25 protein-coding genes are annotated in these 22,928 nt (G+C 63.5%); 13 read left to right on the forward strand and 12 right to left on the reverse strand.

Going from position 1 to position 22,928, the window contains the following annotated elements; translation table 11 throughout:
- Positions 1 to 40: 40 nt before the first annotated feature.
- The 3 genes from CQW49_RS11910 to gap all read right to left on the reverse strand — a co-directional run bounded on the left by CQW49_RS11910 (position 41) and on the right by gap (position 2,869).
- Positions 41 to 1,234 (reverse strand): phosphoglycerate kinase, encoded by a 1,194-nt coding sequence (locus CQW49_RS11910; RefSeq protein WP_003612307.1) that lies wholly within the window; start codon positions 1,232 to 1,234, stop codon positions 41 to 43.
- A 1-nt stretch (position 1,235) separates the two neighbouring features.
- On the reverse strand, positions 1,236 to 1,751 hold the full coding sequence (locus tag CQW49_RS25125) for a hypothetical protein (protein ID WP_155931273.1): 516 nt from the start codon (positions 1,749 to 1,751) through the stop codon (positions 1,236 to 1,238).
- Between the two features lie 110 nt (positions 1,752 to 1,861).
- Positions 1,862 to 2,869 carry a type I glyceraldehyde-3-phosphate dehydrogenase gene (gene gap, locus CQW49_RS11920; RefSeq protein ID WP_003612305.1) on the reverse strand — a complete coding sequence of 336 codons (1,008 nt, stop codon included), beginning with the start codon at positions 2,867 to 2,869 and terminating at the stop codon, positions 1,862 to 1,864.
- A 235-nt stretch (positions 2,870 to 3,104) separates the two neighbouring features.
- Between gap and CQW49_RS11925 the strand changes: the two genes are divergently transcribed.
- On the forward strand, positions 3,105 to 3,395 hold the full coding sequence (locus tag CQW49_RS11925) for a DUF4164 family protein (RefSeq protein ID WP_003612304.1): 291 nt from the start codon (positions 3,105 to 3,107) through the stop codon (positions 3,393 to 3,395).
- Between the two features lie 10 nt (positions 3,396 to 3,405).
- Entirely contained in the window at positions 3,406 to 3,789 is a 384-nt protein-coding gene (locus tag CQW49_RS11930; protein WP_003612303.1) for a cell division protein ZapA, read from the forward strand.
- Between the two features lie 28 nt (positions 3,790 to 3,817).
- Here the strand turns inward: CQW49_RS11930 and CQW49_RS11935 are convergent, their stop codons facing one another.
- Positions 3,818 to 4,450: a DNA-3-methyladenine glycosylase I gene (locus CQW49_RS11935; RefSeq protein WP_003612302.1), complete on the reverse strand. Its 633-nt coding sequence runs from the start codon at positions 4,448 to 4,450 to the stop codon at positions 3,818 to 3,820.
- A 192-nt stretch (positions 4,451 to 4,642) separates the two neighbouring features.
- Between CQW49_RS11935 and CQW49_RS11940 the strand changes: the two genes are divergently transcribed.
- On the forward strand, positions 4,643 to 5,158 hold the full coding sequence (locus tag CQW49_RS11940) for a hypothetical protein (protein ID WP_003612301.1): 516 nt from the start codon (positions 4,643 to 4,645) through the stop codon (positions 5,156 to 5,158).
- A gap of 156 nt (positions 5,159 to 5,314) precedes the next feature.
- Positions 5,315 to 5,710: a DUF3126 family protein gene (locus CQW49_RS11945; protein WP_003612300.1), complete on the forward strand. Its 396-nt coding sequence runs from the start codon at positions 5,315 to 5,317 to the stop codon at positions 5,708 to 5,710.
- Here CQW49_RS11945 and CQW49_RS11950 read toward each other — a convergent pair.
- A complete protein-coding gene (locus CQW49_RS11950) occupies positions 5,704 to 6,360 on the reverse strand; it encodes a hypothetical protein (protein WP_003612299.1) in 657 nt (218 codons plus the stop codon). The two genes, CQW49_RS11945 and CQW49_RS11950, sit on opposite strands and share 7 nt — an antisense overlap.
- Before the next feature lie 229 nt (positions 6,361 to 6,589).
- Between CQW49_RS11950 and purL the strand changes: the two genes are divergently transcribed.
- The 4 genes from purL (at position 6,590) to CQW49_RS11970 (ending at position 10,694) form a co-directional block, all read left to right on the forward strand.
- Entirely contained in the window at positions 6,590 to 8,782 is a 2,193-nt protein-coding gene (gene purL / locus CQW49_RS11955; RefSeq protein ID WP_040566468.1) for a phosphoribosylformylglycinamidine synthase subunit PurL, read from the forward strand.
- 26 nt (positions 8,783 to 8,808) lie between these two features.
- A complete protein-coding gene (locus CQW49_RS11960) occupies positions 8,809 to 9,039 on the forward strand; it encodes a BolA/IbaG family iron-sulfur metabolism protein (protein WP_003612296.1) in 231 nt (76 codons plus the stop codon).
- Positions 9,040 to 9,113: 74 nt separating this feature from the next.
- Positions 9,114 to 9,446: a Grx4 family monothiol glutaredoxin gene (grxD, locus tag CQW49_RS11965; RefSeq protein WP_003612295.1), complete on the forward strand. Its 333-nt coding sequence runs from the start codon at positions 9,114 to 9,116 to the stop codon at positions 9,444 to 9,446.
- A 762-nt stretch (positions 9,447 to 10,208) separates the two neighbouring features.
- Positions 10,209 to 10,694, forward strand: coding sequence for an amidohydrolase family protein (locus tag CQW49_RS11970; protein WP_024749744.1), 486 nt, complete (start codon positions 10,209 to 10,211; stop codon positions 10,692 to 10,694).
- A 63-nt stretch (positions 10,695 to 10,757) separates the two neighbouring features.
- Here CQW49_RS11970 and CQW49_RS11975 read toward each other — a convergent pair whose 3' ends face one another.
- The gene (locus tag CQW49_RS11975) at positions 10,758 to 11,333 is read right to left on the reverse strand and encodes an NUDIX hydrolase (protein ID WP_003612294.1); all 576 of its coding nucleotides are present in this window, start codon (positions 11,331 to 11,333) and stop codon (positions 10,758 to 10,760) included.
- On the reverse strand, positions 11,330 to 12,016 hold the full coding sequence (tlpA, locus tag CQW49_RS11980) for a thiol:disulfide interchange protein TlpA (RefSeq protein WP_003612293.1): 687 nt from the start codon (positions 12,014 to 12,016) through the stop codon (positions 11,330 to 11,332). The genes CQW49_RS11975 and tlpA overlap by 4 nt, the downstream gene beginning before the upstream one ends.
- Before the next feature lie 24 nt (positions 12,017 to 12,040).
- On the opposite strand from tlpA, the gene argH reads away from it, so the two are divergent.
- Complete coding sequence (gene argH, locus CQW49_RS11985; RefSeq protein WP_003612292.1) at positions 12,041 to 13,432, forward strand: argininosuccinate lyase; 1,392 nt, start codon at positions 12,041 to 12,043, stop codon at positions 13,430 to 13,432.
- Positions 13,433 to 13,665: 233 nt separating this feature from the next.
- Here the strand turns inward: argH and carA are convergent, their stop codons facing one another.
- Positions 13,666 to 14,865 (reverse strand): glutamine-hydrolyzing carbamoyl-phosphate synthase small subunit, encoded by a 1,200-nt coding sequence (carA, locus tag CQW49_RS11990; RefSeq protein ID WP_003612291.1) that lies wholly within the window; start codon positions 14,863 to 14,865, stop codon positions 13,666 to 13,668.
- A 91-nt stretch (positions 14,866 to 14,956) separates the two neighbouring features.
- Here carA and CQW49_RS11995 point away from each other — a divergent pair, with 91 nt between their 5' ends.
- Complete coding sequence (locus CQW49_RS11995) at positions 14,957 to 15,406, forward strand: GatB/YqeY domain-containing protein (RefSeq protein WP_003612290.1); 450 nt, start codon at positions 14,957 to 14,959, stop codon at positions 15,404 to 15,406.
- Positions 15,407 to 15,620: 214 nt separating this feature from the next.
- A complete protein-coding gene (locus CQW49_RS12000) occupies positions 15,621 to 16,877 on the forward strand; it encodes an Hsp70 family protein (protein WP_003612289.1) in 1,257 nt (418 codons plus the stop codon).
- A 13-nt stretch (positions 16,878 to 16,890) separates the two neighbouring features.
- On the opposite strand, the gene CQW49_RS25585 is transcribed toward CQW49_RS12000, so the two are convergent.
- From CQW49_RS25585 to CQW49_RS12020, 4 genes are all read right to left on the reverse strand, one after another.
- Entirely contained in the window at positions 16,891 to 17,250 is a 360-nt protein-coding gene (locus CQW49_RS25585; RefSeq protein ID WP_244593410.1) for a type II toxin-antitoxin system RelE/ParE family toxin, read from the reverse strand.
- Positions 17,184 to 17,471 (reverse strand): ribbon-helix-helix domain-containing protein, encoded by a 288-nt coding sequence (locus CQW49_RS12010; protein WP_003612288.1) that lies wholly within the window; start codon positions 17,469 to 17,471, stop codon positions 17,184 to 17,186. The genes CQW49_RS25585 and CQW49_RS12010 overlap by 67 nt, the downstream gene beginning before the upstream one ends.
- Positions 17,472 to 17,716: 245 nt before the next feature.
- Positions 17,717 to 20,182, reverse strand: a complete 2,466-nt coding sequence (locus tag CQW49_RS12015) for a tetratricopeptide repeat protein (RefSeq protein ID WP_003612286.1) — start codon at positions 20,180 to 20,182, stop codon at positions 17,717 to 17,719.
- The gene (locus tag CQW49_RS12020) at positions 20,182 to 21,027 is read right to left on the reverse strand and encodes a hypothetical protein (protein WP_003612284.1); all 846 of its coding nucleotides are present in this window, start codon (positions 21,025 to 21,027) and stop codon (positions 20,182 to 20,184) included. Before CQW49_RS12020 ends, CQW49_RS12015 begins: the two co-directional genes overlap by 1 nt.
- A gap of 461 nt (positions 21,028 to 21,488) precedes the next feature.
- Between CQW49_RS12020 and CQW49_RS12025 the strand changes: the two genes are divergently transcribed.
- Positions 21,489 to 22,103, forward strand: a complete 615-nt coding sequence (locus tag CQW49_RS12025; protein WP_003612283.1) for a ribonuclease D — start codon at positions 21,489 to 21,491, stop codon at positions 22,101 to 22,103.
- A gap of 61 nt (positions 22,104 to 22,164) precedes the next feature.
- The gene (gene lptC / locus CQW49_RS12030; RefSeq protein WP_003612281.1) at positions 22,165 to 22,914 is read left to right on the forward strand and encodes an LPS export ABC transporter periplasmic protein LptC; all 750 of its coding nucleotides are present in this window, start codon (positions 22,165 to 22,167) and stop codon (positions 22,912 to 22,914) included.
- The last annotated feature ends 14 nt before the right edge of the window (positions 22,915 to 22,928 follow it).

The following is a 22,928-nucleotide window of genomic DNA, read 5'->3' on the forward strand; positions in this document are numbered from 1 at the left end:
GCCCCACGAGTGGGAGAAGGGACGCGCGTCGAGAGTCGGCCTACTTCCGCAGCGCCGCGACGCCCGGCAATTCCTTGCCTTCCAGCCATTCGAGAAAGGCGCCGCCGGCGGTCGAGAGATAGGTGAACTCCTGCGCCGCATGGGCTTGGTTCAGCGCCGCCACCGTATCGCCGCCGCCGGCGACCGAAAGCAGTCTGCCTTCGCAGGTCAGGCGCGCTGCGGTCTGGGCCACGGCGTTTGTGCCTTCGTCGAAGGGCGGCAGCTCGAAGGCGCCGAGCGGGCCGTTCCAAACCAGCGTCTTGGTCTTCTCCAAGAGGCTCTCGATATGGGCGACGGATTTCGGCCCGAGATCGAGGATCATGTCCGCCTCGCCGACATGATCGACCGAGACGATATGCGAGGGCGCATGCGCCTCGAATTTCTGCGCCACAGTGGCGTCCACCGGCAGCACGATCTCGCAATCGGCCGCTTTCGCATCGGCCATGATGGCGCGCGCCTTGTCGAGCAGATCGTGCTCGCACAGCGATTTGCCGATCGGCTTGCCTTGCGCCGCGAGGAAAGTGTTGGCCATGCCGCCGCCGATGACCAGCGCGTCGACCTTGGCGATGAGATTGCCGAGCAGCTCGAGCTTGGTGGAGATTTTGGCGCCGCCGACCACGGCCATCACCGGATGCTCGGGATGATCGAGCGCTTGCCCCAGCGCCTGCAGTTCCGCCTGCATGGTGCGGCCGGCGTAGGCGGGCAGCACATGGGCGAGGCCTTCGGTCGTCGCATGGGCGCGATGCGCGGCGGAGAAGGCTTCATTGACATAGAGGTCGCCGAGCTTCGCCACCTCGGCGATGAAGGCCGGATCGTTCTTCTCCTCGCCCTTGTGGAAGCGCGTGTTCTCGAGCAGCAGAATATCGCCGTCCGCGAGCTTTCCGATCGCCTCGCGCGCCGGCTCGCCGACGCAGTCCTCCGCGAAGGCGACGGGGCGATGAAGAGTCTCGGCGAGCGCCGCCGCCACCGGGCGCAGCGACTCGTCCTCCTTGCGCTCGCCCTTGGGCCGGCCGAAATGGGCGAGCAGGATGACCTTGCCGCCCTTGGCCGAAATCTCCTCGATCGTCGGCAGGACGCGCTGGATGCGCGTTCTGTCGGTGACGACGCCATTTTCCATCGGCACGTTGAAGTCCACGCGCAAGAGGACGCGCTTGCCTTTCAGATCGGCGGAGTCGAGCGTGTTGAAGGCGGCCATGTCACCTCTTCAGGACATTCATTGCGAAGATCAGTATGCCAGAGCCCAGCGCCCAGGTCGTGAACACGATGCCGAGCATGGTCCAGACGGTCGGCAGGGTGGCGATGCGGGCGTCGATGCCTTTGAGATATCCCTCGAGACCGGTGAGACGCCCCTCGAGCTTGTCGAGCCCTCCCTGAAGGAGCGCGACCCGACCATCGACCCGCTCGAGCTTGCCGTCGACTCCGGCGAAGCGACGATCGACTTCCTCGAATCGACGATCCATAACTTCGAAACGGTCCTCGAAACGGTCGAGCTTTCCTTCCATCTTGCCGACGCCGACTCGGACTTCGGCCATGTCCTTGCCGAGTTGCGCCAGCAAAGATTTGATCTCTGAAAAATCCGATTCCAGTCGCGCGACTCTCTGTTCGAGCATCGGATCCTCCGGCCCGCCGCCGCTTCCGCCGGGACCGGCTCCACGGGGACTCATAGGTACAACCGCTGTCATGCCGATCAACTGTCCAGGAAGCAGTTTCAACGAATATTGTTTAAAAAGCGCGCCGCCCCCGTCTCCGTGGCCGGAGCGGCGCTCTCAGGACCATACTACGACGAGCGGGACGCGACAAAGCCGAGCTCGGGCGAAGAGCGTCAGAGCAATTTCGCGATCGTCGCCGCGACGTCGGTCATGCGGCCCGAGAATCCCCATTCATTATCGTACCACGACAGGATGCGCACCAGACTGCCGTCGACCACCTTGGTCTGGTCGAGATGGAACGTCGAGGAGCGCGGGTCGTGATTGAAGTCGATCGAGACATTCTTGTCGTTGGTGTAGGCGAGGATTCCCTTCAGCGGTCCGTCGGCGGCGGCGATGATCGCCGCATTGACCTCCTCCACGCTCGTCGGCTTCTTGGCGACGAATTTGAGATCCACCGCCGAGACATTGGGCGTCGGCACGCGGATCGCTGCGCCGTCGAGCTTGCCCTTCAGCTCCGGCAGCACGAGGCCGACCGCCTTGGCCGCGCCGGTCGAGGTCGGGATCATCGACAGCGCCGCGGCGCGGGCGCGGTAGAGGTCCTTGTGAAAAGTGTCCAGCGTCGGCTGGTCGCCGGTGTAGGAATGGATCGTCGTCATGAAGCCCTTGTCGATCCCGATCGCCTCGTTCAGCACCTTGGCGACGGGGGCGAGGCAATTGGTCGTGCAGGAGGCGTTGGAGACGACGAGATGCTCCTTGGTGATCTTGTCCTCGTTGACGCCATAGACGACGGTGATGTCTGCGCCCTCCGAAGGCGCGGAAACGAGCACGCGCTTCGCGCCGGCGTCGAGCAGCATCTTCGCCTTGTCGCGCGCGGTGAAGAGGCCGGTGCATTCGAGGGCGATGTCGACGCGAAGATCGCGATAGGGCAGCTCGGCGGGATTTTTGATCGCCGTGACCTTGATCGGCCCCCGCCCGACGTCGATCGCATCGCCCTCGACCTTCACCTCGCCGGGGAAGCGGCCATGCACCGAATCATAGCGCAGGAGATGCGCATTGGTCTCGACCGAGCCGAGATCGTTGATGGTCACGACCTCGAGGTCCGTGCGGCCGGTCTCGACGATATAACGCAGGATGTTGCGCCCGATGCGCCCGAATCCGTTGATCGCCACTCTCACGGCCATAGCGGTTCCTCCCCAGGGTCGATTGTTCGGAGCGCCGCCATTCGCGACGGCGACATGCGCAATTTCCGGTCGGGGTGATAACAGCTCGGGCGCCCCTGTCAACGCGACGCCACGCCTCGGGCGCGGCGGCCGCATGGATTGGGATTTGCGCGATTCGTGCTAGTTACGTCGGCCTCGACTCGCCCGCGGCCAGCCCGCTGGCGACCCAAGTAATCGTTTTCGGCGCGGTTTCCATATGACGAGCTCCAAACGACTCGATGACGCATTGCTGCGGCTGGCGGCTGCGCTGGACGCGCTCGAGACGACGGTCGCGCGGCGGCTCGAGGCGGAGCTGTCGCACGCCGATCTCGAGGAGGAGCTCGCCGTGATGCAGGACGACCGCAGCCGGCTGGCGCTGGAGCTCGACGCCGCGCTGGCGCATGAGAGCGCGCTCGAGAAGGCGCGGGACGAGGTGCTGACGCGGCTCGACCGCACGAGCGACGGCATTCGCGCCGTGCTCGGCGACGACGCCCCGTCCGAGGATTAGGAGACGCGCTATGGCGCATGTCGTGGTGACGATCGCCGGCCGCACCTATCGCATGGGCTGCGAGGACGGCGAGGAGGCGCGCCTGCACGAGCTGGCCAAGCGCGTCGAGGCCAAGATCGTCTCGCTGAAGGAGGGCTTCGGCGACATCGGCGACCAGCGCATCGTCGTGATGGCCGCACTCACGCTGGCGGACGAGGCCGACACAGCGGATGCGAGGCTGCGAGCGGCGGAGGCCGAACTCGCCGCCGCGCAACGCCGCGAGGCCGGGCTGCTCGAGGCGGAGGCCGCTCTGCAAGAGAAGGTCGCGGACGCGCTCGAGGAAACGGCGAACCGCGTCGAGCGCCTGGTCGCCGATCTGCGGAGCGGCGGCGAGGAGCCGGGGCCGATTCCGTAACGGAGCGCGGCGTCTCGAGAGCGAGCCTTCAGGCTCGCTCTGTCGATCGCTGCGCGCAATGGCAATCGACGAGATGATCATCGACCATGCCCACCGCCTGCATGAAGGCGTAGACGATGGTCGGGCCGCAGAAGGCGAAGCCGCGGGACTTCAAATCTTTCGAGAGCCGACGCGAGGTCTCGGTCTCGGTCGCTATATCGGCCGTCGTGCGCGGACGGTTGACGATCGGCCGACCATCGACGAAGCCCCATAGATAATCGCTGAAGCCCTGCCGCTCCTCGATCTCGAGAAAGGCGCGGGCGGAGGCGACGGCGCCTTGGATCTTGGCGCGATTGCGAATGATTGCCTCATTGCGCATCAGAGCTTCGACATCGGCGGCGTCGAAGCGCGCCACCACGGCCGGATCGAACCCCGCGAATGCGGCGCGAAAGCCCTCGCGCCGGCGCAGGATCGTGATCCAGGAGAGTCCGGCCTGAAAACCGTCCAGGATCAGCTTTTCATAGAGCGCGCGCGCATCGCGCTCGGGGCGTCCCCATTCATCGTCATGATAAGCGACATAGAGCGCATCGGCGCCGGCCCATGGGCAACGCGCGAGTCCGTCGGCGTGGAGACGCGCCGCCGCATCTCGCCAGGCGCGCGGATTTTCTCGCTCTTTTACCATGTTTTGCGTTTCCCATCCCTTTTCGTTCGCCCAAAGAGCGTTTCATAACATCCTCATTGTGCGCCCGGCGAGCTTGCGGCCAATGTGTCGTTGGCCGAGAATTGGCACAGGCCGTGCTCGCGTCGCGGCCGTCGGGAGCCGTTCGCGTCGATGAACCTCTTCGGCCACGGCGCTCACCAGGGGAGAAATTTTATGTCGATCCGTCTCTTCTCTTACGCTGCGGCCGGCGCTCTCGCTGTCGGAATCGCCGCCGGCTCCGCGAGCGAAGCGAAAGCGCAGGCGAATGTTCTCAAGGAGTGCGGCGCGCAATATCAGGCCGCAAAAGCCGCCAATGAATTGAAGGGAAAGAGCTGGCAGGACTTTCTGAAGGCCTGCCGCGCCCGCATCGCCGAACCCGCGTCCGAGACGGCGCCTGCTCCGGCCGAAACTGCTCCGGCTCCGTCCGCCGCGCCGGCTCCGACCGCCGCCGAGCCTGCGCCGCCCGCTCCCCCGCCGGCCGCGGCGCCCCCGTCCGAGGAGGCTGCTCCGGCCGCCAAGCCCGAGACTGCGAAACCCAAGCCCGACACCAAGGCCGCCCAGGCGTCGCGCCAGAAAAAATGCGGCGCCGAATGGAAGGCGAAAAAATCCCAGCTGCTCAAGGACAATCCCAAGCTCACCTGGCCGAAGTTCTGGAGCGAGTGCAACAAGCGCCTGAAATCGGCCGAATAGCGCGAGCGAGAGAGACGATCGTCGACCGCCCGGCGCGCTCTGCGCCGGGCGTTTTCGCTTCTGCGAGCCGCTGGCGAGCGCCCCCTTGCGGCGCGGCGGCGATTCGTGGCACAGGCTGCGGGCCGCAAAAAGCGCCGCAACGGGGGAGACGCCGCATTGGACAAGAGCGAGTTGCGCAAGCTGCAGGCGTTCTTGCGCCAATCCCTGGGCAATGAAGAGATCAGGGTCACGCCCGATCCCAAGAATCCGGACGACGGCGCGGTCCATCTCGGCGAGCGAAAGATCGCCGCCATTTCGGTGGACGACGAGGACGGCGACCGCTCTTTCGCCTTCTCGATGAAGCTGCCGGTCGGGCGCGAGACCTTGCAATCCTATCTGCGCAAGCTGTTCGAGAACGACAAGCTCACCCTCGCGCCGCACGGCCGCAAGACCGATTCGGTCGAGCTCAACAGCGGCGAGGATTTCCTCGGCGTCATCTCCGCCGACGACGCCAAGCGCCAGAGCTTCACGCTGCAGATCGCCATTCTCGATTTCGATCTCGAGGATTATTGATCCCGCGCCTCGACGCTGCGCAGAAAGGCGAGCGTCCCTTCCGCCAGCCGCTCCCAATGCTCGAGCAGGGCCGGCGAAAAGCGCAGCTCGACATCGAACGCGCCGCGGCGCAGCGCCCACAGGCAGGGCGCGGCGCCCATGAAGCCGGCCTCCGGCTTCGGACAGCGCGCGAAGAACGAGGAGCCGTCGGGCGGCGCAAGATAGAGCTGCTCCAGCTCATAGGGCGAGCCGGCCTCGAAGCGGCGCATCATCAGACTGCCGGGCGCGGCGAGCACTTCGCCCTCGAGAAAGCGCGCATAGAGCCGCGACGGCCGCGCGGCCGGATCGATCGCCTCGTCCTTGGGCGTGACGAGGATGAACAGGCGGTTTTCATCCTGCTCTTGCGCGGCGCGGAGCTTCGGATCGGCGCTCGCCGACGGCGCCGCGGCAAAATCGGGAAAGACGACGAGAAAGGCGAGATGGTCGACCTCGCCGCCCATGCGCGTCGTTCCGTCACGCGCGAGAGCGAGCGGATAGGAAAAAGGCGCGCCGGCGACGCTCGCCGCGACGAACGCCGGCCCCGCCGCCGGACTGCGCCGAACGAAGCGATAGGCGCCGACCGCGACGAGGGCGAGGAGTAGCAGAGCGAGAGAGGAGACGAGAAGGCGCATGGAGCCACGAATCGTAAGCGCCGTTCGAAACGGCGACGGTTCCCTCCTGCGTCATTTCCAGCGAGGTGGAAAGCCCCGCTCCGACAGGGGCGCCGGTTGCCATCGCCGGACATGGGCATTAATCGAGAGGCCGGCCCTTCAGGCCTCGACCGCAAGCTCAGCGTGAGCGCGCAATTTTCCGAAGGTGCGACCTTTGACAGCCCCGACCGACACCAGCGACAGCGAGGCCATGCGCGCGGCGGCGCTCGCCCATGGGCTGAAGAGCGATGAATACGACCGCATCCTCGCGCTCATCGGCCGCGCGCCGAGCCTCACCGAGCTCGGCGTCTTCTCGGCGATGTGGAACGAGCACTGCTCGTATAAATCCTCGCGCATCCATCTGCGCAAGCTGCCGACCAAGGCGCCCTGGGTGATCAAGGGGCCGGGCGAGAACGCCGGCGTCATCGACATCGGCGACGGCGACGCCTGCGTGTTCAAGATGGAGAGCCATAATCACCCCTCCTTCATCGAGCCCTATCAGGGCGCGGCGACCGGGGTCGGCGGCATTTTGCGCGATGTGTTCACCATGGGCGCGCGGCCGATCGCCTGCCTGAACCTGTTGCGCTTCGGCCGTCCGGATCACCCCAAGACGCGCCATCTCGTCGGCGGCGTCGTCGCCGGGGTCGGCGGCTATGGCAACAGCTTCGGCGTGCCGACGGTCGGCGGCTCGACCGAGTTCGACGCCTCCTATGACGGCAACATCCTCGTCAACGCCATGGCGGTCGGCCTCGCCAGGACCGATGCGATCTTCTATTCGGCCGCCGCCGGAGTCGGCAATCCGATCGTCTATCTCGGCTCCAAGACCGGCCGCGACGGCATTCACGGCGCCTCGATGGCGTCGGCTTCTTTCGAGGCGGACGCCGAGGAGAAGCGCCCGACCGTGCAGGTCGGCGATCCCTTCTCGGAAAAACTGCTGCTCGAGGCCTGTCTCGAGCTGATGGCCTCGGGCGCCGTCATCGCCATTCAGGACATGGGCGCGGCCGGCCTCACCTCCTCGGCGGTGGAGATGGGCGCCAAGGGCAATCTCGGCATCGAGCTCGATCTCGACGCTCTGCCTTGCCGCGAGACCGGCATGACCGCCTATGAGATGATGCTGTCGGAGAGCCAGGAGCGCATGCTCATGGTGCTGCGGCCGGAGCAGGAGCGAGAGGCCGAGGCGATCTTCCGCAAATGGGGGCTCGACTTCGCCATCATCGGCGTGACCACCGACACGTTGCGCTTCGTCGTGAAGCACAAGGGAATCATCGAGGCCGATCTGCCGATCAAGGAGCTCGGCGACGAGGCGCCGGTCTATGACCGGCCGCATGTGGCGACGCCGAAGGCTCCTGTGCTCGACCCCGCCTCGGTCACGCCGCCCGTCTCGGACAGCGAGGCTCTGGTCGCGCTGCTGGCGACGCCGGACCTCTGCTCAAAGCGCTGGGTATGGGAGCAATACGACCATCTCATCCTCGGCAACACCGTGCGCGCGCCGGGCGGCGACGCGGCCGTGGTGCGCATCGGCGAGGGGCCGAAGGGCCTCGTGCTGACCACCGACGTCACCGCCCGCTATTGCGCGGCCGATCCGGTCGAAGGCGGCCGCCAGGCGGTGGCGGAAGCCTGGCGCAATATTTCCGTGCGCGGCGGAACGCCGCTGGCGCTCACGGACAATCTCAATTTCGGCAATCCCGAAAAGCCGCAGATCATGGGCCAGCTCGTCGGCTGCCTCGAAGGGATCGGCGAGGCGGCGCGCGCGCTCGACTTCCCGATCGTGTCCGGCAATGTCTCGCTCTACAATGAGACGCAGGGGACCGGCATTCTGCCGACCCCGGCGATCGGCGGCGTCGGCGTCATCGCCGATGTGGCCGTCGCCTCGACGCTGGCTCTGCCGGACGGCGGCAAGACGATCCTCCTCATCGGCGAGACCAAGGGCTGGCTCGGACAATCGGCCTATCTGCGCGATCTTTGCGGGCGCCGCGACGGCGCGCCGCCGCCGGTCGATCTCGCCGCCGAGCGGCGCAATGGCGATTTCGTCCGCGCGCTGGTGGTCGGCCGTCGCGTCCTGGCCGCGCATGACCTTTCCGACGGCGGCCTCGCCGTCGCGCTCGCCGAAATGGCGATGGCCGGAGGCGTCGGCGCCACCATCGACCGGCTGCCGGCGGGACCCGATCATGCCAGTCTCTTCGGCGAGGATCAGGGCCGATATCTCATCGTCGCCGAGCCGGCGGAGGCGACGAAAATTCTCGCCGAGGCGGCGGCCGCCGGCGTGCCGGCGCTGGAGCTCGGCGCGACCGGCGGACCAACGTTGAATCTGCCCGGCGAGGCGCCGATATTGCTAAGCGTTTTGCAACATGCGCATGAAGCGCCGCTGCCGGCCTATATGGCCGGGAACAACGGCGCCTTCTAGCTGGTCTCGAGGAGGTCGACGCGCAAATGGCGATGGAAAGAAGTGAAATCGAGCGTCTCATCAAGGCGGCCATTCCGGACGCCGTGATCCAGATCACAGCTCTCGCCGACGACGGCGATCATTGGGCCGCCGAGGTGAAGTCCGAGGCGTTCCGCGGCAAGAGCCGCGTGCAGCAGCACCAGATGGTCAACAAGGCCTTCGGCGACCGCCTCGGCGGCGAGCTGCACGCGCTGGCGCTGACCACGGTCGCGCTCTAAAATCATTCTGCGTCCGGCGGGCTCGCCGGGCCTCCTGCAACGGAACCTTGAATTCCGCTCGAAAGGGAAATCCAATGTCCGAAATCATCAAGAGTGTGATCGACAGCGCCGATGTCGTGCTGTTCATGAAAGGCGTCCCCGCTGCGCCGCAGTGTGGCTTCTCGATGCAGGTCTGTCAGATCCTCAACCATGTCGGCGTCGAGTTCAACAGCATCGATGTGCTCGCCGACGGCGCCATCCGCGAGGGCATCAAGGCCTATTCGCAGTGGCCGACCATTCCCCAGCTCTATGTGAAGGGCGAGTTCATCGGCGGCTGCGACATCACCCGCGAGATGTTCCAGTCGGGCGAGCTGGTCGCGCTCTTCGACAAGGCAGGCATTCCGCACAAGGCGACCGCCAAGGCGTAATTTAAGCGGAATCTCGACGTTCTCTCCTTCTCCCGTTTACGGGAGAAGGTGGCCTCGCGAAGCGAGGTCGGATGAGGGCTCCGCCGAGAAGCGCGGTTCGAAGGATGCGCCAGAGGTCGGATGGCCCCTGGGAGAAGAAATGCGCGAACCGTCATTGTTCCGTGAGTTATTATCCGCTGATCTTCATTGACCTACGCTAGCGCACTGACGAGCAGCCGACCGATCAGTTTAACGAAAGCATCAGGGATTAAATCGAAAAAATCGCCGCAGGGTTTCCCTGCGGCGACGAAAGCCCCCTAAACGCGCTGGAGGCGAAAGCTAACCGCCTTTAGAAGGCGAAACCGCCTTGACCGCAGCAACGCCAGTGCGAACACACATGCTCGATCCGGCCGAACCGGACACGAACATAGGCGCGCACACGATGACACACTCGACGTGTCGCCATCTCGGCCTCCTTTCGGAAGCCACAGGATTGATCAAATGGTCGGCTGGTGTTATGTCCCTTGCGGGAACGGCCACCAGCCTGACCAATCCGCTAGACGGGCTCTGTGGTATGCGCCCCGTCCGGTCACCTAAACAACGGCTCCTTTGGAGGTTGCAGCCTCCTCAGGAGCCGTTTTGCGTTTAAGCTCCTGGCACTCTACTGAATCGTCTGCCAGCTCGCAAGAGGCCAATTCTGGCTTTCCTCCTTGTTTCCACATTAGGGATTCGTTAACGATGTTTGGAGTCCTCCTGTGACGCGACCGCGCGACGGGGGTAAACATGCTCCAGATCGTCCCTGAGTGTGAGTCATCGGGTGGGCGTATGGCTGAGTTTGAAGACCTTCTAGCGCGGCTCCGGCGCCAAAGAGAGAATGCCGCCGACGTCGTTCATCGCTTGGATTCGGCCATCAACCTTCTTGAAGAAGCTAAGAGGGTTTTGGGTCCAGAGGACCTGCTGAATTTCATGGACCACGTCTCAACGCCGACTACTCTCATGATCGGGTCTAAACGCTCGCGCGGCGTCCTTCCCCCCGAAGACGTGGCGCTGGCGGTTAAGAAGATTCTTATGGACTTCGGCAAGCCAATGAAGCGAGGAGAATTAGTCGAAGAGTTGGAAAGAAGGGGGATTCCACTCGCGGGAAGGGATAAGAATAAGAATCTCGGTACAATTATTTGGAGGCACCCACAACACTTCCTCACCCTTAGTGGGTTAGGTTATTGGGTGCGGGGCGTGCCGTTGGAAGGTGTCTACACCCCTGAGGAGTGACGCGCATTGAGGCCGCGCACCTCAATGCGCGCATCATTGATTTGCAATTTTTCCGTTCGCCTTTCACCCGCCGATCGTCACGCCCTTGACCTGCGCCAGCGCGATCGCCAGCAGCCCGACATGCTGGGCGTGGATCATGCCGCCGCCGAGCGCCAGCTCAAGCGCCTCGCGCCAGGGCACGCGCTCGACGGTGATATCCTCGGAGTTGTCGAGCTTCAGCGGCGCGACGAGGCGCGCGCCCTCGGCATAGAGCAGATGCACACGGTTCGCATGCGAGGCCGGATTGGGCGACAGGCACGCCAAATGTCGGATCGACGCCGCTCGATGTCCGGTTTCTTCCAATAGCTCGCGCGCGCCGGCGGCCAAGGGATCGCTCTCGCCCTCGTCCATCACGCCACCGGGCAGCTCCAGCGACATTTCGCCGGCGCCATGGCGATATTGGCGCACCAGCAGCAGCCGGTCCGCCTCATCGAGCGCGACCACATGGACCCAGTCGCGATATTCCAGCACATAATAGGGATCGAGCACGACGCCGCGCTGCGTCACGCAATGGTCGGCGCGCAGGCTGATCCAGCGGTCGCGGATCAGCCGCCGGGAGCCGCGCAGCTCCCAGGGCCGCAACGGGTCGTCGTCGCTCAAGGCCTGGCGATCGGCGTAGCGACGGGCGTCGAGGACAATTCGGCGGTCTGCGTCACCAGCGAGCGGCCCTCTTCCGAATCCCATTTGGCCGGCCCCTGCATCAGGCCGATCTGGCAACCCTTGCCGTCGATGAGGAAGGTCGTCGGCAGGCCGAGCGCCTGGCCGGTCTGCTTCAGCTGGAAGAAGATCTCGGCCTTGGGGTCGGCGTAGAAGGCGAGGCTCTTGGCCCCGATCTCGTTCAAAAAGCTCTTGGGCCGCTCGAGCCGCGACGTGTCGATATTGACCGTCACCACCTCGAACTTCTCCGAGCCCGCCTCCTTCTGCAGCCGGTCGAGCGCCGCCATCTCGCTGCGGCAGGGCACGCACCATGTGGCCCAGAGGTTGAGCAGCACGGTCTTGCCCTTGAAATCCTCGAGCTTGCGCGGCGCGCCGTCCGGCCCGGTGAAGGTCAGCTCCGGCATCATTTCCGGCTCGCTGGCGATCGACATGGCCGCGACCTCGCCCTTGGCGAGCGAGGATACGCGCTGCGACGTCTCACGCGAGGCGGCGCAGGCTTCGCCCGAACCCTTCTTGCCGCTCGCGCCGCCGTTCACGTATAGAACGCCGGCGCCGGCGACGAGAAGCGCGGCCGCGGCGATCGTCGGCAGGCGGCCTCGGCTCGATTTTTCTGTGTTGTCGGTCATCCGTCGGTTCTTCCGCGAGGCTTCATGACGAGCAAAATATGGGGTGGCCGCTTCCAGAGCGCAAGCGACGCGATCCTGGAGGCGATCAACGTCTCCATCGACTTCGACAAGCGGCTGGCCCCGCAGGATGTGCGCGGCTCGCTCGCTCATGTCGCCATGCTCGCCGCCACGGGCATAGTGTCGCAGGAGGACGCCGCCGCCATCACGCGCGGGCTAGAGCAGATTCGTGGCGAGATCGAGGAGGGGAGCTTCGCTTTCTCGCGCGCGCTCGAGGACATTCATATGAATGTCGAGTCGAGGCTCGCCGAGATCATCGGCCCCGTCGCCGGACGCCTGCACACCGCGCGCTCGCGCAATGATCAGGTCGCGACCGACTTTCGTCTGTTCGTGCGCGACCAGCTCGACGACATCGACGCCGCGCTCGCCGATCTGCAGCTCGCCCTCGCCGAGAAGGCGCTGGAGGAAGCCGGCAGCGTGATGCCGGGCTTCACCCATCTGCAATCGGCGCAGCCGGTCACCTTCGGCCATCATCTGCTCGCTTATGTCGAGATGCTGGCGCGCGATCGCGGACGTTTCCAGGACGCGCGCAAGCGGCTCGACGAATGTCCGCTCGGCGCCGCGGCGCTCGCCGGCACCTCTTTTCCCATCGATCGCGAGATGACGGCGAAGGCGCTCGGCTTCGCGCGGCCGACGGCCAACTCGCTCGACAGCGTCTCCGATCGCGACTTCGTGCTGGAGACTTTATCCGCGGCGGCGATCTCGGCGACGCATCTCTCGCGTTTCGCCGAAGAGATCGTGCTGTGGACGACGTCGCAATTCGCTTTCGTCTCGCTGTCCGACAAATTCACCACCGGCTCCTCGATCATGCCGCAGAAGCGCAATCCCGATGCGGCGGAGCTGGTGCGCGGCAAGACCGGCCGCATCATCGGCGCGCTGCAGGCGATGCTGATCGTGATGAAGGGCCTGCCCCTCGCCTATTCGAAGGACATGCAGGAGGACAAGGAAGGGACCTTCGACTCGCTCGACAATTACGCGCTCTGCGTCGCCGCGATGGCGGGCATGGCGCGCGACATGAGCGTCGATCGTCCGCGACTGCGCAAGGCGGCGGGCGCGGGCTACGCCACGGCGACCGATCTCGCCGATTGGCTGGTGCGCGCGCTCGGTCTTCCGTTCCGCGAGGCGCATCATGTGACCGGCCGCATCGTCGGGCTCGCGGCGCAGAGCAATATCGGCCTCGAGAAAGTTCCGCTGGAAGCGATGCAGAGCGTCGAGCCGCGCATCACAGAAGATGTGTTCAGCGTGCTCGGCGTCGACAAATCGGTGAAGAGCCGCACCAGCTATGGCGGCGCGGCGCCCGAGAATGTGCGCAAGCAGGCGAAACGCTGGCTGAAGCAATTGGCCAAAGAGAAGAACTGAAAGAAAGCGCGCTCTTCCTTCTCCCGCTCGCGGGAGAAGGTGGCCCGACCATAGGGCGTTCGTCAGGACGCCCGTCGCAAGCGACGGGCTATGGTCGGGTCGGATGAGGGCGCCTCGGTTCACTGCGCGGATGTTTGTAAAAATTGTCGAAGCGGACGGACCCTCATCCGACCTCGCTTCGCGAGGCCACCTTCTCCCACAAGTGGGAGAAGGGAGAACAGCGCGATTTCGCTTTACACTTTTTCCAGCTTCGCCTTCTCCATCATCTCGACGAAACGCGCGAAGAGATAATGGCTGTCCTGCGGGCCGGGCGAGGCCTCGGGGTGGTGCTGCACCGAGAAGGCCGGGCGGTCGGTGAGCGCGATGCCGCAATTGGAGCCGTCGAACAGCGAGCGATGCGTCTCCACCGCATTGGCGGGCAGGCTGTCGCGATCCACCGCGAAGCCGTGGTTCATCGACACGATCTCGACCTTGCCGGTGGTGAAATCCTTGACCGGATGATTGGCGCCGTGATGGCCCTGCGGCATCTTCATCGTCTTCGCGCCGACGGCGAGCGCCATCATCTGATGGCCGAGGCAAATGCCGAACACCGGAATCTCGCGCGCGAGCAGCGCGCGGATCACCGGCACGGCGTAACGCCCGGTCTCGGCCGGATCGCCCGGGCCGTTGGAGAGGAACACGCCGTCCGGCTCCAGCGCGAAAATTTCTTCCGCCGTCACCGTCGCCGGAGCGACGATCACCTCGCAGCCGGCCTCGGCGAGCAGACGCAGAATATTGCGCTTCACGCCATAGTCGATCGCGACGACGCGACGCTTCGCGCCATTGCGCCTGCCGAAGCCGGCGCCGGAGCGCCACAGCGTCTCGTCCCACTCATAGCGCGCGGCGGCGGTCACCGCCGGCACCAGATCCATTCCGTCTATGCCCGGCCAGGCGGCGGCCTCGGCGCGCAGCTTCGGGAGATCGAAAACGCCGTCGGGGGAAAATGCGATCACCGCGTTGGGCATGCCCTTCTCGCGGATCAAGCTCGTCAGCGCGCGCGTGTCGATTCCGCAAAGGCCGATGATTCCGCGCGTCTCCAGCCATTGCGCGAGCGGACGCAGCGCGCGGTGATTGGAGGGATCGCCGGAGGGCGCGCCGATGACGACGCCGCGCGCGCCGGCGCAATGGGCGAGGTCGACGGTCTCGACATCCTCGTCATTGACGCCGACATTGCCGATATGGGGGAAGGTGAAGGTGACGATCTGTCCGGCGTAGGACGGATCGGTCAAAATCTCCTGATAGCCGGTCATTGCGGTGTTGAAGCAGACCTCGCCGACGGCCGCGCCCTGCGCGCCGAAGCCGAAGCCGAAGATCGCCTCGCCGCTCGCGAGCACCAGCACCCCGGTGTGGACCGGCGCGGCCCAGCCGCCCGCTGCGTCTTGATCCGAGCTCATCCGCGCTCTATGCCTCTCTCCAACATGCCGGCCGGGCGCCTCGCGCGCCCGCGGCTTCCCTAGAACATTTCACTGCGAAGTGGAAATAAGAATGCGCGAACGATTCACCGCCGACCTCAAGACGGCCATGAAGAGCGGCGACAAATCGCGGGTCGAGACGATCCGGATGATCACCGCCGGGCTCAAGGACCGCGACATCGAGGCGCGCGCCACGGGCAAGACGCTCGGGGATGACGATATTCTCGCGCTGCTGCAGAAGATGGTGAAGAGCCGGCAGGAATCGCTCGACATCTATGAGAAGGCCGGCCGCGCCGATCTCGCCGCGAAGGAGCGCGCCGAGATCGAGGTGATCGCCTCCTATCTGCCGCAGCCGCTCTCCGAGGAGGAGGCAGCGGCGGCGATCAAGGACGCGATCGCCGAGACCGGCGCCGCCTCGATCAAGGACATGGGCAAAGTGGTGGCGGCGCTCAAGGCCAAATATACCGGCCGCATGGATTTCGGAAAGGCGAGCGCCACGGTGAAGGCCGCGCTCTCGGCCTGAGGGGCGCTCTTCCTTCTCCCGCAAGGCGATCGCAAGGCGGGAGAACGCAGCCCCGCGAAGCGGGGTCGGATGAGGGCCCGGCAGAACGACACCAATCTCGACGCCCGCGCGATGAGGCGAGGACCCTCATCCGACCCTCGCTGACGCGAGGGCCACCTTCTCCCTCAAGTGGGAGAAGGAGCGCAGCCCCATCGCTCCGCCATCTGGACAAATGATGCGCAATTCCTTCTGTGGCCTCGATTTCGGCACGTCCAACTCGACCGTCGCGCGCGGATCGGCGCTGGTTCCGGTCGAGGGCGACAAGCTCACCATTCCGAGCTCGATCTTCTTCGATTTCGAGGAGGGCGGCGTGCGCTTTGGCCGCGAGGCGCTGCGCGCCTATGTCGAAGGGACCGACGGGCGGCTGATGCGCTCATTGAAGAGCGTGCTCGGCCATCCGCTGCTCGACGAGACCGTGCGCATCAAGCGCAAGGCCTATACTTATGGCGACATTATCGGCCTCCTGGTGGCGCATCTGAAGCGCGCCGCCGATGCGGCGGCCGGCGCCGACGTCACCCATGTGGTGATGGGCCGGCCGGTGCGCTTCGTCGACGACGATGCGGGCGCCGACGCCAAGGCGCAGGACGCGCTGGAGCGCATCGCCCGCGCGCAGGGCTTTGCCCATGTGGAGTTTCAATATGAGCCGATCGCCGCGGCGCTTGACTATGAGCGGACGGTCGCCGAGGAGCAATATGCGCTGATCGCCGACATCGGCGGCGGCACCTCGGATTTCTCCATCGTGCGCGTCTCGCCGCAGGGCGCGGCCCGGACCGACCGCAGCGCCGATGTGCTCGCCAATCAGGGCGTGCATATCGGCGGCACCGATTTCGACCGGCTGCTGAGCATGAAGGCGGTGATGCCGCATTTCGGCCTCGCCAGCGAGACCAAGAGCCATTTCGGCGGCAAGATCCTGCCCGTGCCCAACGGCTATTTCGTCGATCTCGCCACCTGGCACCGGATCAATCTGCTCTACACGCAGGAGGTCGCGCGCGAGCTCGCCGATCTCGAGAAGCGCTCGCTGACGCCGCAGCTGCTGCGCCGGCTGCGCGAGGTGATCGAGGCGCGCCACGGCCATACGGTGGCGCTCGGCGTGGAGGCGGCCAAGATCGCGCTTTCGGCGCAGGAGCGCAGCGCCATCGATCTCTCCGAGATCGAGCCGGGTCTCGCCATAGAGACGACGCGCGGCGATCTCCAGGCGGCGGTGGAGACCCGCCTCGCCTCGCTGCGCGCGGCGAGCGCCGAAACCCTGGCGCAAGCCGGGATCGCGGCGGAGCGCATCGACGCCATCTTCCTCACCGGCGGCTCGACCGCCATTCCCGCCGTGCGCGAAGCGGTGACGGCGATCGCGCCGCGGGCGAGGGTGGTCGAGGGCGACATGTTCGGCAGCGTCGGGCTCGGCCTGGGGCTCGATGCGGCGCGGCGGTTTTTGTGAGGCGGAGGCTCGCTCAGGTCAGAAAACCGCCCGCATCGGCGATGGCGGCGGCGTCCCGCGCTCCGTGCAGCACCCGCACAATCAGGATTTGATCTTCCGTGGGAAGATAATAGACGGCATAGCCGCCATGGAAAGTCACTCGCAACCCAGCGGCGAGTTGGCGTCGGTCGGCGCCCGATAGCGGAAAGTCCTGCAAACGGTGAAAGACGGCGTAGATTTTTTCGAGCAAGCGGGTCGCTGTCGCTTCCGAGCTGTCGTCCGCGACATACGCCCAGATTTCCGCGAGGTCGGCTTCCGCCGTGTCGGTCAGGCGGAGGTCGAGCGGTCGGCTAATAGCTTCCTCCCTCTGGCGATGATGCTGGCGGCGTCGAATGTCTTCATGCGGCCTGCGGCCACATCGGCGAGGCCTTTGTCGATGTCGGCCCTCAGCGCTTCGAGTTCCTGAAGCTGCAAGGCGCGCTTCAGCTTCCAATCGCGCAATGCGGCGCGGATGACTTCGCTCGTGGACGCATAGTCGCCGCCTTCGACCGCGCTCTTGATGGCCGCCGCCATGTCGGTCGGCAGCGTGATGGTCAGTCGCTCGACGCCAGCCATAGCCAAGCCTCCTGTATAACGGAGTTCATACTTTATCATATGTGTGATGCGCCTGCGAGGAAACCCGCCGAATCATCCCGAATCATCGAGGGCGACATGTTCGGCAGCGTCGGCCTGGGCCTCGCGCTCGACGCGGCGCGGAGGTTTTCGTGAGGCGGCAAAGAGCTGTAGCCGTCGGGACGTCCCCACATGACCCGAAACGGACCTTGATCCTTTGCCGTCAGCCGGGGAATATTCGTGTGTCGCTAAGCCGCCTGCAACAATACCTCAGTCTCACGATCAAGAAGCCAATCACGATCGTAGTGCGCCGACATAGGGCTGAGTCTGAACTGGGCGGCTATTTCGTCTCGCAATTCCACCAAAGGAGGCAGTTCATTATCATTCACAGATTCAAGCTGGATAAGTGCAAGCTCGACCCTTCCAATGGCCGCGTAGGAGTGTGATAGCAGTAAGCGTGAGATAACGTTATCTGATTGCCCAATAAGGGAGATTGCCTCATCAAAGCTCTGCATGCGAACTTTTGTGGCCGCCATGGCATTCATGAAATACTGTCTATTTCTATAGAACGGGCTTTCGGACGCGCCCTTGGAAAAAATCTTGAGAGCTGCGTCAAATTCGCTCCTCTTCAAGTGCATCATGCCTCTGATGTGAAACGCGACCCATTCAGACAGTGTACTCGGTGCGCGAGTGGGCAGCAATGCCAGTGCTTGATTAAAATCTCCTCTTATAGCGAAGATGGCCGCTCTGGCGAAACGAGCGTACGCGTAGTCAGGCCTGATTGCTAATACCCGATCGTAAGCTTTTAGCGCTTCATCATAGGACCCTAGCGACTTAAGTATATTCGCCCTCCCGCTCAATGCAGCAAGGTCGTACTTAAAGACATAGACGATCCGGTCAAACTCTTGGAGTGCGTCTTCAAACCTGCCCGCAGAACGCAGCGTGTTCGCGAACCCAATCCTAATTCTTGCGTCGTATTGAAAACGCTTACCTGCATCTTCGTAGGTAATAAGCGCGAGCTCTAAGTCACCTTTCTCTCGATATACGTCACCCAAACCGCAATAAGCAGTCGGTTCATAGGGAAATCGCCTTTTGGCTTCGATGTAAGCATCACGCGCTTCGTTTAGTTTTCCCATCGTGCGCAAGACATCCGCCCTACCACAAACAGGGACGGGTTCCTCATCAAACTCCAAAATCGCTTGATCGTAAGCCGCTAACGCTTCGTCAAGACGACCCAAATTTTTCAAAACGTCTGCCCGGCCTGAGCTAGCGACGACTTGGTTCTCGAAACTTTTCATCACCTCGTCGTAGGCTTCCAAAGCCTCAGCGTAGCGAGACATGTCCGTCAATACTGCTGCACGCCCGCAACGCAACACGCTTTGATCAGGAAACCTTGTTATAGCTTCCTCGTACGAGCTTAGGGCATCTTCTAAACGTCCCATTTTACGCAGAATTTCTGATTGTAATGCCCATGACCCTGGGATTTCAGGATCATCCGCATGCTCCTGAACGATTTTCTCACTTAGGTTTAGGGCCTCTTCCAAGTACCCGGTAGCGGCGAGGACCTTAGCGATGCCATTCTTTCCACGCCGAACGGAACCCCAGCTGATCGCAGCCTTGTATTCACGGTCGGCGTCATTGAATCGGTATTGGGAAAAATAGACATCGCCAGCCTGCCCATGGGCCCACGCGTCCTCGGGTGCAATTTGAATCGCGCGCTCCACCCACTCTAGCTGTAGAATTGGATTTCCCAGACGTCTTGCTTCTTGAGCCAGAGAGCAAAGCGACTTTGCGGCAAATACGGGCTTCCCATTGCCCAGCTGCCATTTCACCAACTGTTCAGCAAAAGCACGGGCTCTTACGTGATTTCCCCGCTCTAATTGTTGGACGATAGCTGATTTTTGCGTATCAACACTGAGTATGACGCTATGTACTGGACGGTACGAGTAAACGTCATCTTTAACGCGATCGTCGAGCGCCTCCTCGCGCTTATCGTGCGTTTTCTTTGCCTTTTTAAGCGTTTTTCTGTCGACGAATCGTTCAGTCCATCTGCGAATAATTTCACGACTATTTGCTTGATTTTTTAAATTAAAATAGCAATTTGCAATCGCAATGCTTGCCTTCTCAGGCTCTTTTATCGCAATAACCAAATCTCTGAAAGATCCAAGTAGTATTGCCGCACGCTCGGCGCGGCACCTATTAGCGTTGCCCTGGAATACGTCATCTGGTATTTCTTCCCATGCTTTTCGGACAGAAATAATCTGCTCGTGGAGCATTATTAGATTTTGGACTACATCAGGAATGCAGCCCTCCGACGAAAAAAATGCTTCAATCTCTTCGAGCTGGCCGTTATCAGGGAGCCCGATGGCGAAAACCGTATTCTCGATGCTTTCTTTGACGCTTGGGTCTCGCGATAGCTCTGTAAGGAAAGTAGCAGCGCGAACTCGGGCGTCACGATCCTCGCCCTGGTCGAGGGCTATCTGGAGCATCCTAAAGCTCCTATCGATGTTCCATTTCACCAACAAGCGCTCGAAAGCCTGCTGCTCAGTGGTACCTTTGAGGTACTCCACGTCGTAAGCGTCGCCAAACAGCCGAGGGAGTGAACCGCGAGAGATTGGGTGTCGCTCGGCCGGGCGCGCGGCATCCACGAAACTGACGTTCGATCCATCGACGAAGGCGACCCGAGCGGCGACGCCTGAAACCATAGCATCCATCAACGTAGCTCCAGTGTCGCGCCAAGCTCTATAAGCTTCCTTCCCAGCCGCTTTAGAATTTCACGGTCTTCTCTAGTAGCAGCTTTTGGGCCAAGAACCTTTGCTACCGCATATTTGTTCAATGCCCCGTAAATGTGGACTTCGATGAAATCACTGTTCCCTGTACCGCCGCCGTCCCTTGCCAGGATTGCCGGGAACTCAACGTCTGCTGTATCGGGTGTAAGCTCCACATGAAGCTTTGCCTGGGCCAAAAGATTGCGCTCTGACCAGATTGCCCGATACCCTTGCGGGATCGGTTTAGTTAACAGCCAATTCAACCTTTCGGCAAGATCGTAGGGATTGCCCTCAAAAACCGAGGCTCGACGAGAAATGGTGGCCTCCTTCAACACCAGGGTGTAGGCACCGTATCCGGACATCCCCGCGCCATCCAAAGTCAGAGAGGCGAATACAATTTCCGCGTGAAAATTCGGGAACAGCGCGGCCTCGACCTGCGTGCGCGTGAGATCCCATTCATTTTCTTCAGCAACCCTTGCGCCGGAAGCGAGTTGCTTATGGTAACTAGTGTACGTTCGACCGTCCTCAACCAGGTCCTGAACAATACCAAGCGGACGAGCGATCACAGCGTGAGAGCGGAGAACCGCCGCACCAAAGCGTGCTAGGATTTCTTCGCAACCTCTCGCTTTGGATGATACCGCCGCGTCTCGAACGCGCCGGGAAAGCGCGGCTTTTTCGGATTCGGACTCAGCGAGCCTGACATTCGGTGCGCCGTTATCCTCTCCACAAGCTTGGCAATCGCGCTTCTCCGCAGGCACGGGAGTATTGCAATTCCAACAATTGATGCGCATCCAAGCTCCTATCGCCTTCCGAAAATATACAGCTTCTGCTGTTCGACGACTTCCGCCGCAGCCCGCTGGCGACAATCGCGCACCGCTATAGCCCGGCGAGTCACGCGCTCGGAGTTGAGCGGCGCTAGCAGCGGCGTTTGGTTCTCTTGTTAGGCCGATGAAATGGTTCCTTTGATAGGCTCTAACTGCACCCTGGGGAACCATAGAAGCCGCGTAGCGTCAACTCAACTTTGCAAGGGTAATTGAACAAGCCCGACGCGCTGACGCGCGCATATGGCTCGATGCTCATTTCCGTGGCCGGACCAGCGCTGGGCGACTTCGCGGAGGATTGAACAATGTCCGCTCCTGGCGCTTGGCGGTCGTTCAAACCGACCCCCCCCTCACCCCGGCCCTTGCTTCCCCCAGCCGCCCTCGAATAGTTTGGCGCCCGTGAATCACACCCCAGCCGAGCAGCCGAATCGATGACCATCCGCTTGCACCAGGGCGATCTGCCGGACGGCGCCGATCTCGGGCCCGTCGTCGCCATCGACACCGAAACCCTCGGCCTCAACCCGCATCGCGACCGGCTGTGCCTCGTGCAGCTCTCCGGCGGCAATGGCGACGCCGATCTCGTGCGCATCGCCCCGGGGCAGACGCGCGCGCCCAATCTCGAGGCGCTGCTGGCGAACCCTAATGTGCTGAAGCTGTTCCATTTCGGCCGCTTCGACATCGCCGTCATGGCCAAGACCTTCGGGGTCATGGCCGAGCCGGTCTATTGCACCAAGATCGCCTCCAAGCTCATTCGCACCTACACCGACCGCCACGGGCTGAAGGACCTCGTGCGCGAATTGCTCGGCGTCGAGATCTCCAAGCAGCAGCAATCGTCGGATTGGGGCGCCGATACGCTCTCCGACGCGCAGCTCTCCTACGCCGCCTCCGACGTGCTCTATCTCCATGCGCTGCGCGAGAAGCTCGACGTCATGCTGGCGCGCGAGCATCGCACCGACCTCGCCGCGGCCTGCTTCGCCTTCCTGCCGATGCGGGCGCGGCTCGATCTCGCCGGCTGGCCGGAGATCGACATCTTCTCGCATGAATGACGCCTCGGAAACGCCACGAGGCGATCCCTCCATGGACGTTTCGATTCGCCCGAGGCCTTCCATGAGCGACGACGCTGTCTCCCCCTCCGGTCTCGACCGGCTCGACGGCCTCATCGCCGCGCGTCCGGACGCCATTCCGGAAGCGCGGCGCCATACGCAGCGCGTCGCGCGGCTGCGCCGCTTCCTCATCTGGGGCAGCGCCGGAATCGTCGTCGCGGCGCTCCTCGGCGCGCTCGTGCGCTCGCTCAGCTTCCTGCCGGTGAATCTGTCCTTTTCCCGCATCGTGACGCAGGGGACGCGCATCACCATAGAGAGTCCGAAGCTCGTCGCCTATCGCAAGGACGGGCGCCCCTATGAGCTCCGGGCGCGCACCGCCGTGCAGGATCTGGATCATCCCGACATCTATGAATTGAACGAGCTCGAGGTGCGGATCACCAATGACTCCGACGGCGTGATCATCCTCACCTCGCAGAGGGGCGTCTATGACGGGGGCAAGGACGAGGCGGCGCTCAGCGGCGACGCTCATATCTATGACGGGACGCGCTTCGACATGAAGACCGCTGCGGCGACGATCGATTTCCGCGGCGGGCTCGTGACCTCGACCACGCCGACGACGCTGATGCTCGACGAGTCGGTGGTCACGGCGCAGGCTTGCGAATTTTCGCAGACCGAGAAGCGCGCCACCTTCACCGGCGCCGTCCATACGACCTTCCCGGGCGACGAGGATGCGCCGCCCGAGGCGACCGAAAGGCTGTTCCCCGTGAGAGACGCCCCCGAGACAGACGCGCCGATGAGAGACGCCGCCCCATGAAAGCCGCTGCTATG

The sequence above is a fragment of the Methylosinus trichosporium OB3b genome, from assembly GCF_002752655.1.
GTDB classification, from domain to species: domain Bacteria; phylum Pseudomonadota; class Alphaproteobacteria; order Rhizobiales; family Beijerinckiaceae; genus Methylosinus; species Methylosinus trichosporium.

Bases quoted from the DNA above. Each gene is read 5' to 3' on its own strand.
- CQW49_RS11910 (WP_003612307.1), bottom strand. From the start codon at position 1,234: ATGGCCGCCTTCAACACGCTCGACTCCGCCGATCTGAAAGGCAAGCGC.
- gap (WP_003612305.1), bottom strand. From the start codon at position 2,869: ATGGCCGTGAGAGTGGCGATCAACGGATTCGGGCGCATCGGGCGCAAC.
- CQW49_RS11925 (WP_003612304.1), top strand. From the start codon at position 3,105: ATGACGAGCTCCAAACGACTCGATGACGCATTGCTGCGGCTGGCGGCT.
- CQW49_RS11930 (WP_003612303.1), top strand. From the start codon at position 3,406: ATGGCGCATGTCGTGGTGACGATCGCCGGCCGCACCTATCGCATGGGC.
- CQW49_RS11935 (WP_003612302.1), bottom strand. From the start codon at position 4,450: ATGGTAAAAGAGCGAGAAAATCCGCGCGCCTGGCGAGATGCGGCGGCG.
- CQW49_RS11940 (WP_003612301.1), top strand. From the start codon at position 4,643: ATGTCGATCCGTCTCTTCTCTTACGCTGCGGCCGGCGCTCTCGCTGTC.
- CQW49_RS11950 (WP_003612299.1), bottom strand. From the start codon at position 6,360: ATGCGCCTTCTCGTCTCCTCTCTCGCTCTGCTACTCCTCGCCCTCGTC.
- purL (WP_040566468.1), top strand. From the start codon at position 6,590: ATGCGCGCGGCGGCGCTCGCCCATGGGCTGAAGAGCGATGAATACGAC.
- CQW49_RS11960 (WP_003612296.1), top strand. From the start codon at position 8,809: ATGGCGATGGAAAGAAGTGAAATCGAGCGTCTCATCAAGGCGGCCATT.
- grxD (WP_003612295.1), top strand. From the start codon at position 9,114: ATGTCCGAAATCATCAAGAGTGTGATCGACAGCGCCGATGTCGTGCTG.
- CQW49_RS11970 (WP_024749744.1), top strand. From the start codon at position 10,209: ATGCTCCAGATCGTCCCTGAGTGTGAGTCATCGGGTGGGCGTATGGCT.
- tlpA (WP_003612293.1), bottom strand. From the start codon at position 12,016: ATGACCGACAACACAGAAAAATCGAGCCGAGGCCGCCTGCCGACGATC.
- argH (WP_003612292.1), top strand. From the start codon at position 12,041: ATGACGAGCAAAATATGGGGTGGCCGCTTCCAGAGCGCAAGCGACGCG.
- carA (WP_003612291.1), bottom strand. From the start codon at position 14,865: ATGAGCTCGGATCAAGACGCAGCGGGCGGCTGGGCCGCGCCGGTCCAC.
- CQW49_RS11995 (WP_003612290.1), top strand. From the start codon at position 14,957: ATGCGCGAACGATTCACCGCCGACCTCAAGACGGCCATGAAGAGCGGC.
- CQW49_RS12000 (WP_003612289.1), top strand. From the start codon at position 15,621: ATGCGCAATTCCTTCTGTGGCCTCGATTTCGGCACGTCCAACTCGACC.
- CQW49_RS12010 (WP_003612288.1), bottom strand. From the start codon at position 17,471: ATGGCTGGCGTCGAGCGACTGACCATCACGCTGCCGACCGACATGGCG.
- CQW49_RS12015 (WP_003612286.1), bottom strand. From the start codon at position 20,182: ATGGATGCTATGGTTTCAGGCGTCGCCGCTCGGGTCGCCTTCGTCGAT.
- CQW49_RS12020 (WP_003612284.1), bottom strand. From the start codon at position 21,027: ATGCGCATCAATTGTTGGAATTGCAATACTCCCGTGCCTGCGGAGAAG.
- CQW49_RS12025 (WP_003612283.1), top strand. From the start codon at position 21,489: ATGACCATCCGCTTGCACCAGGGCGATCTGCCGGACGGCGCCGATCTC.
- lptC (WP_003612281.1), top strand. From the start codon at position 22,165: ATGAGCGACGACGCTGTCTCCCCCTCCGGTCTCGACCGGCTCGACGGC.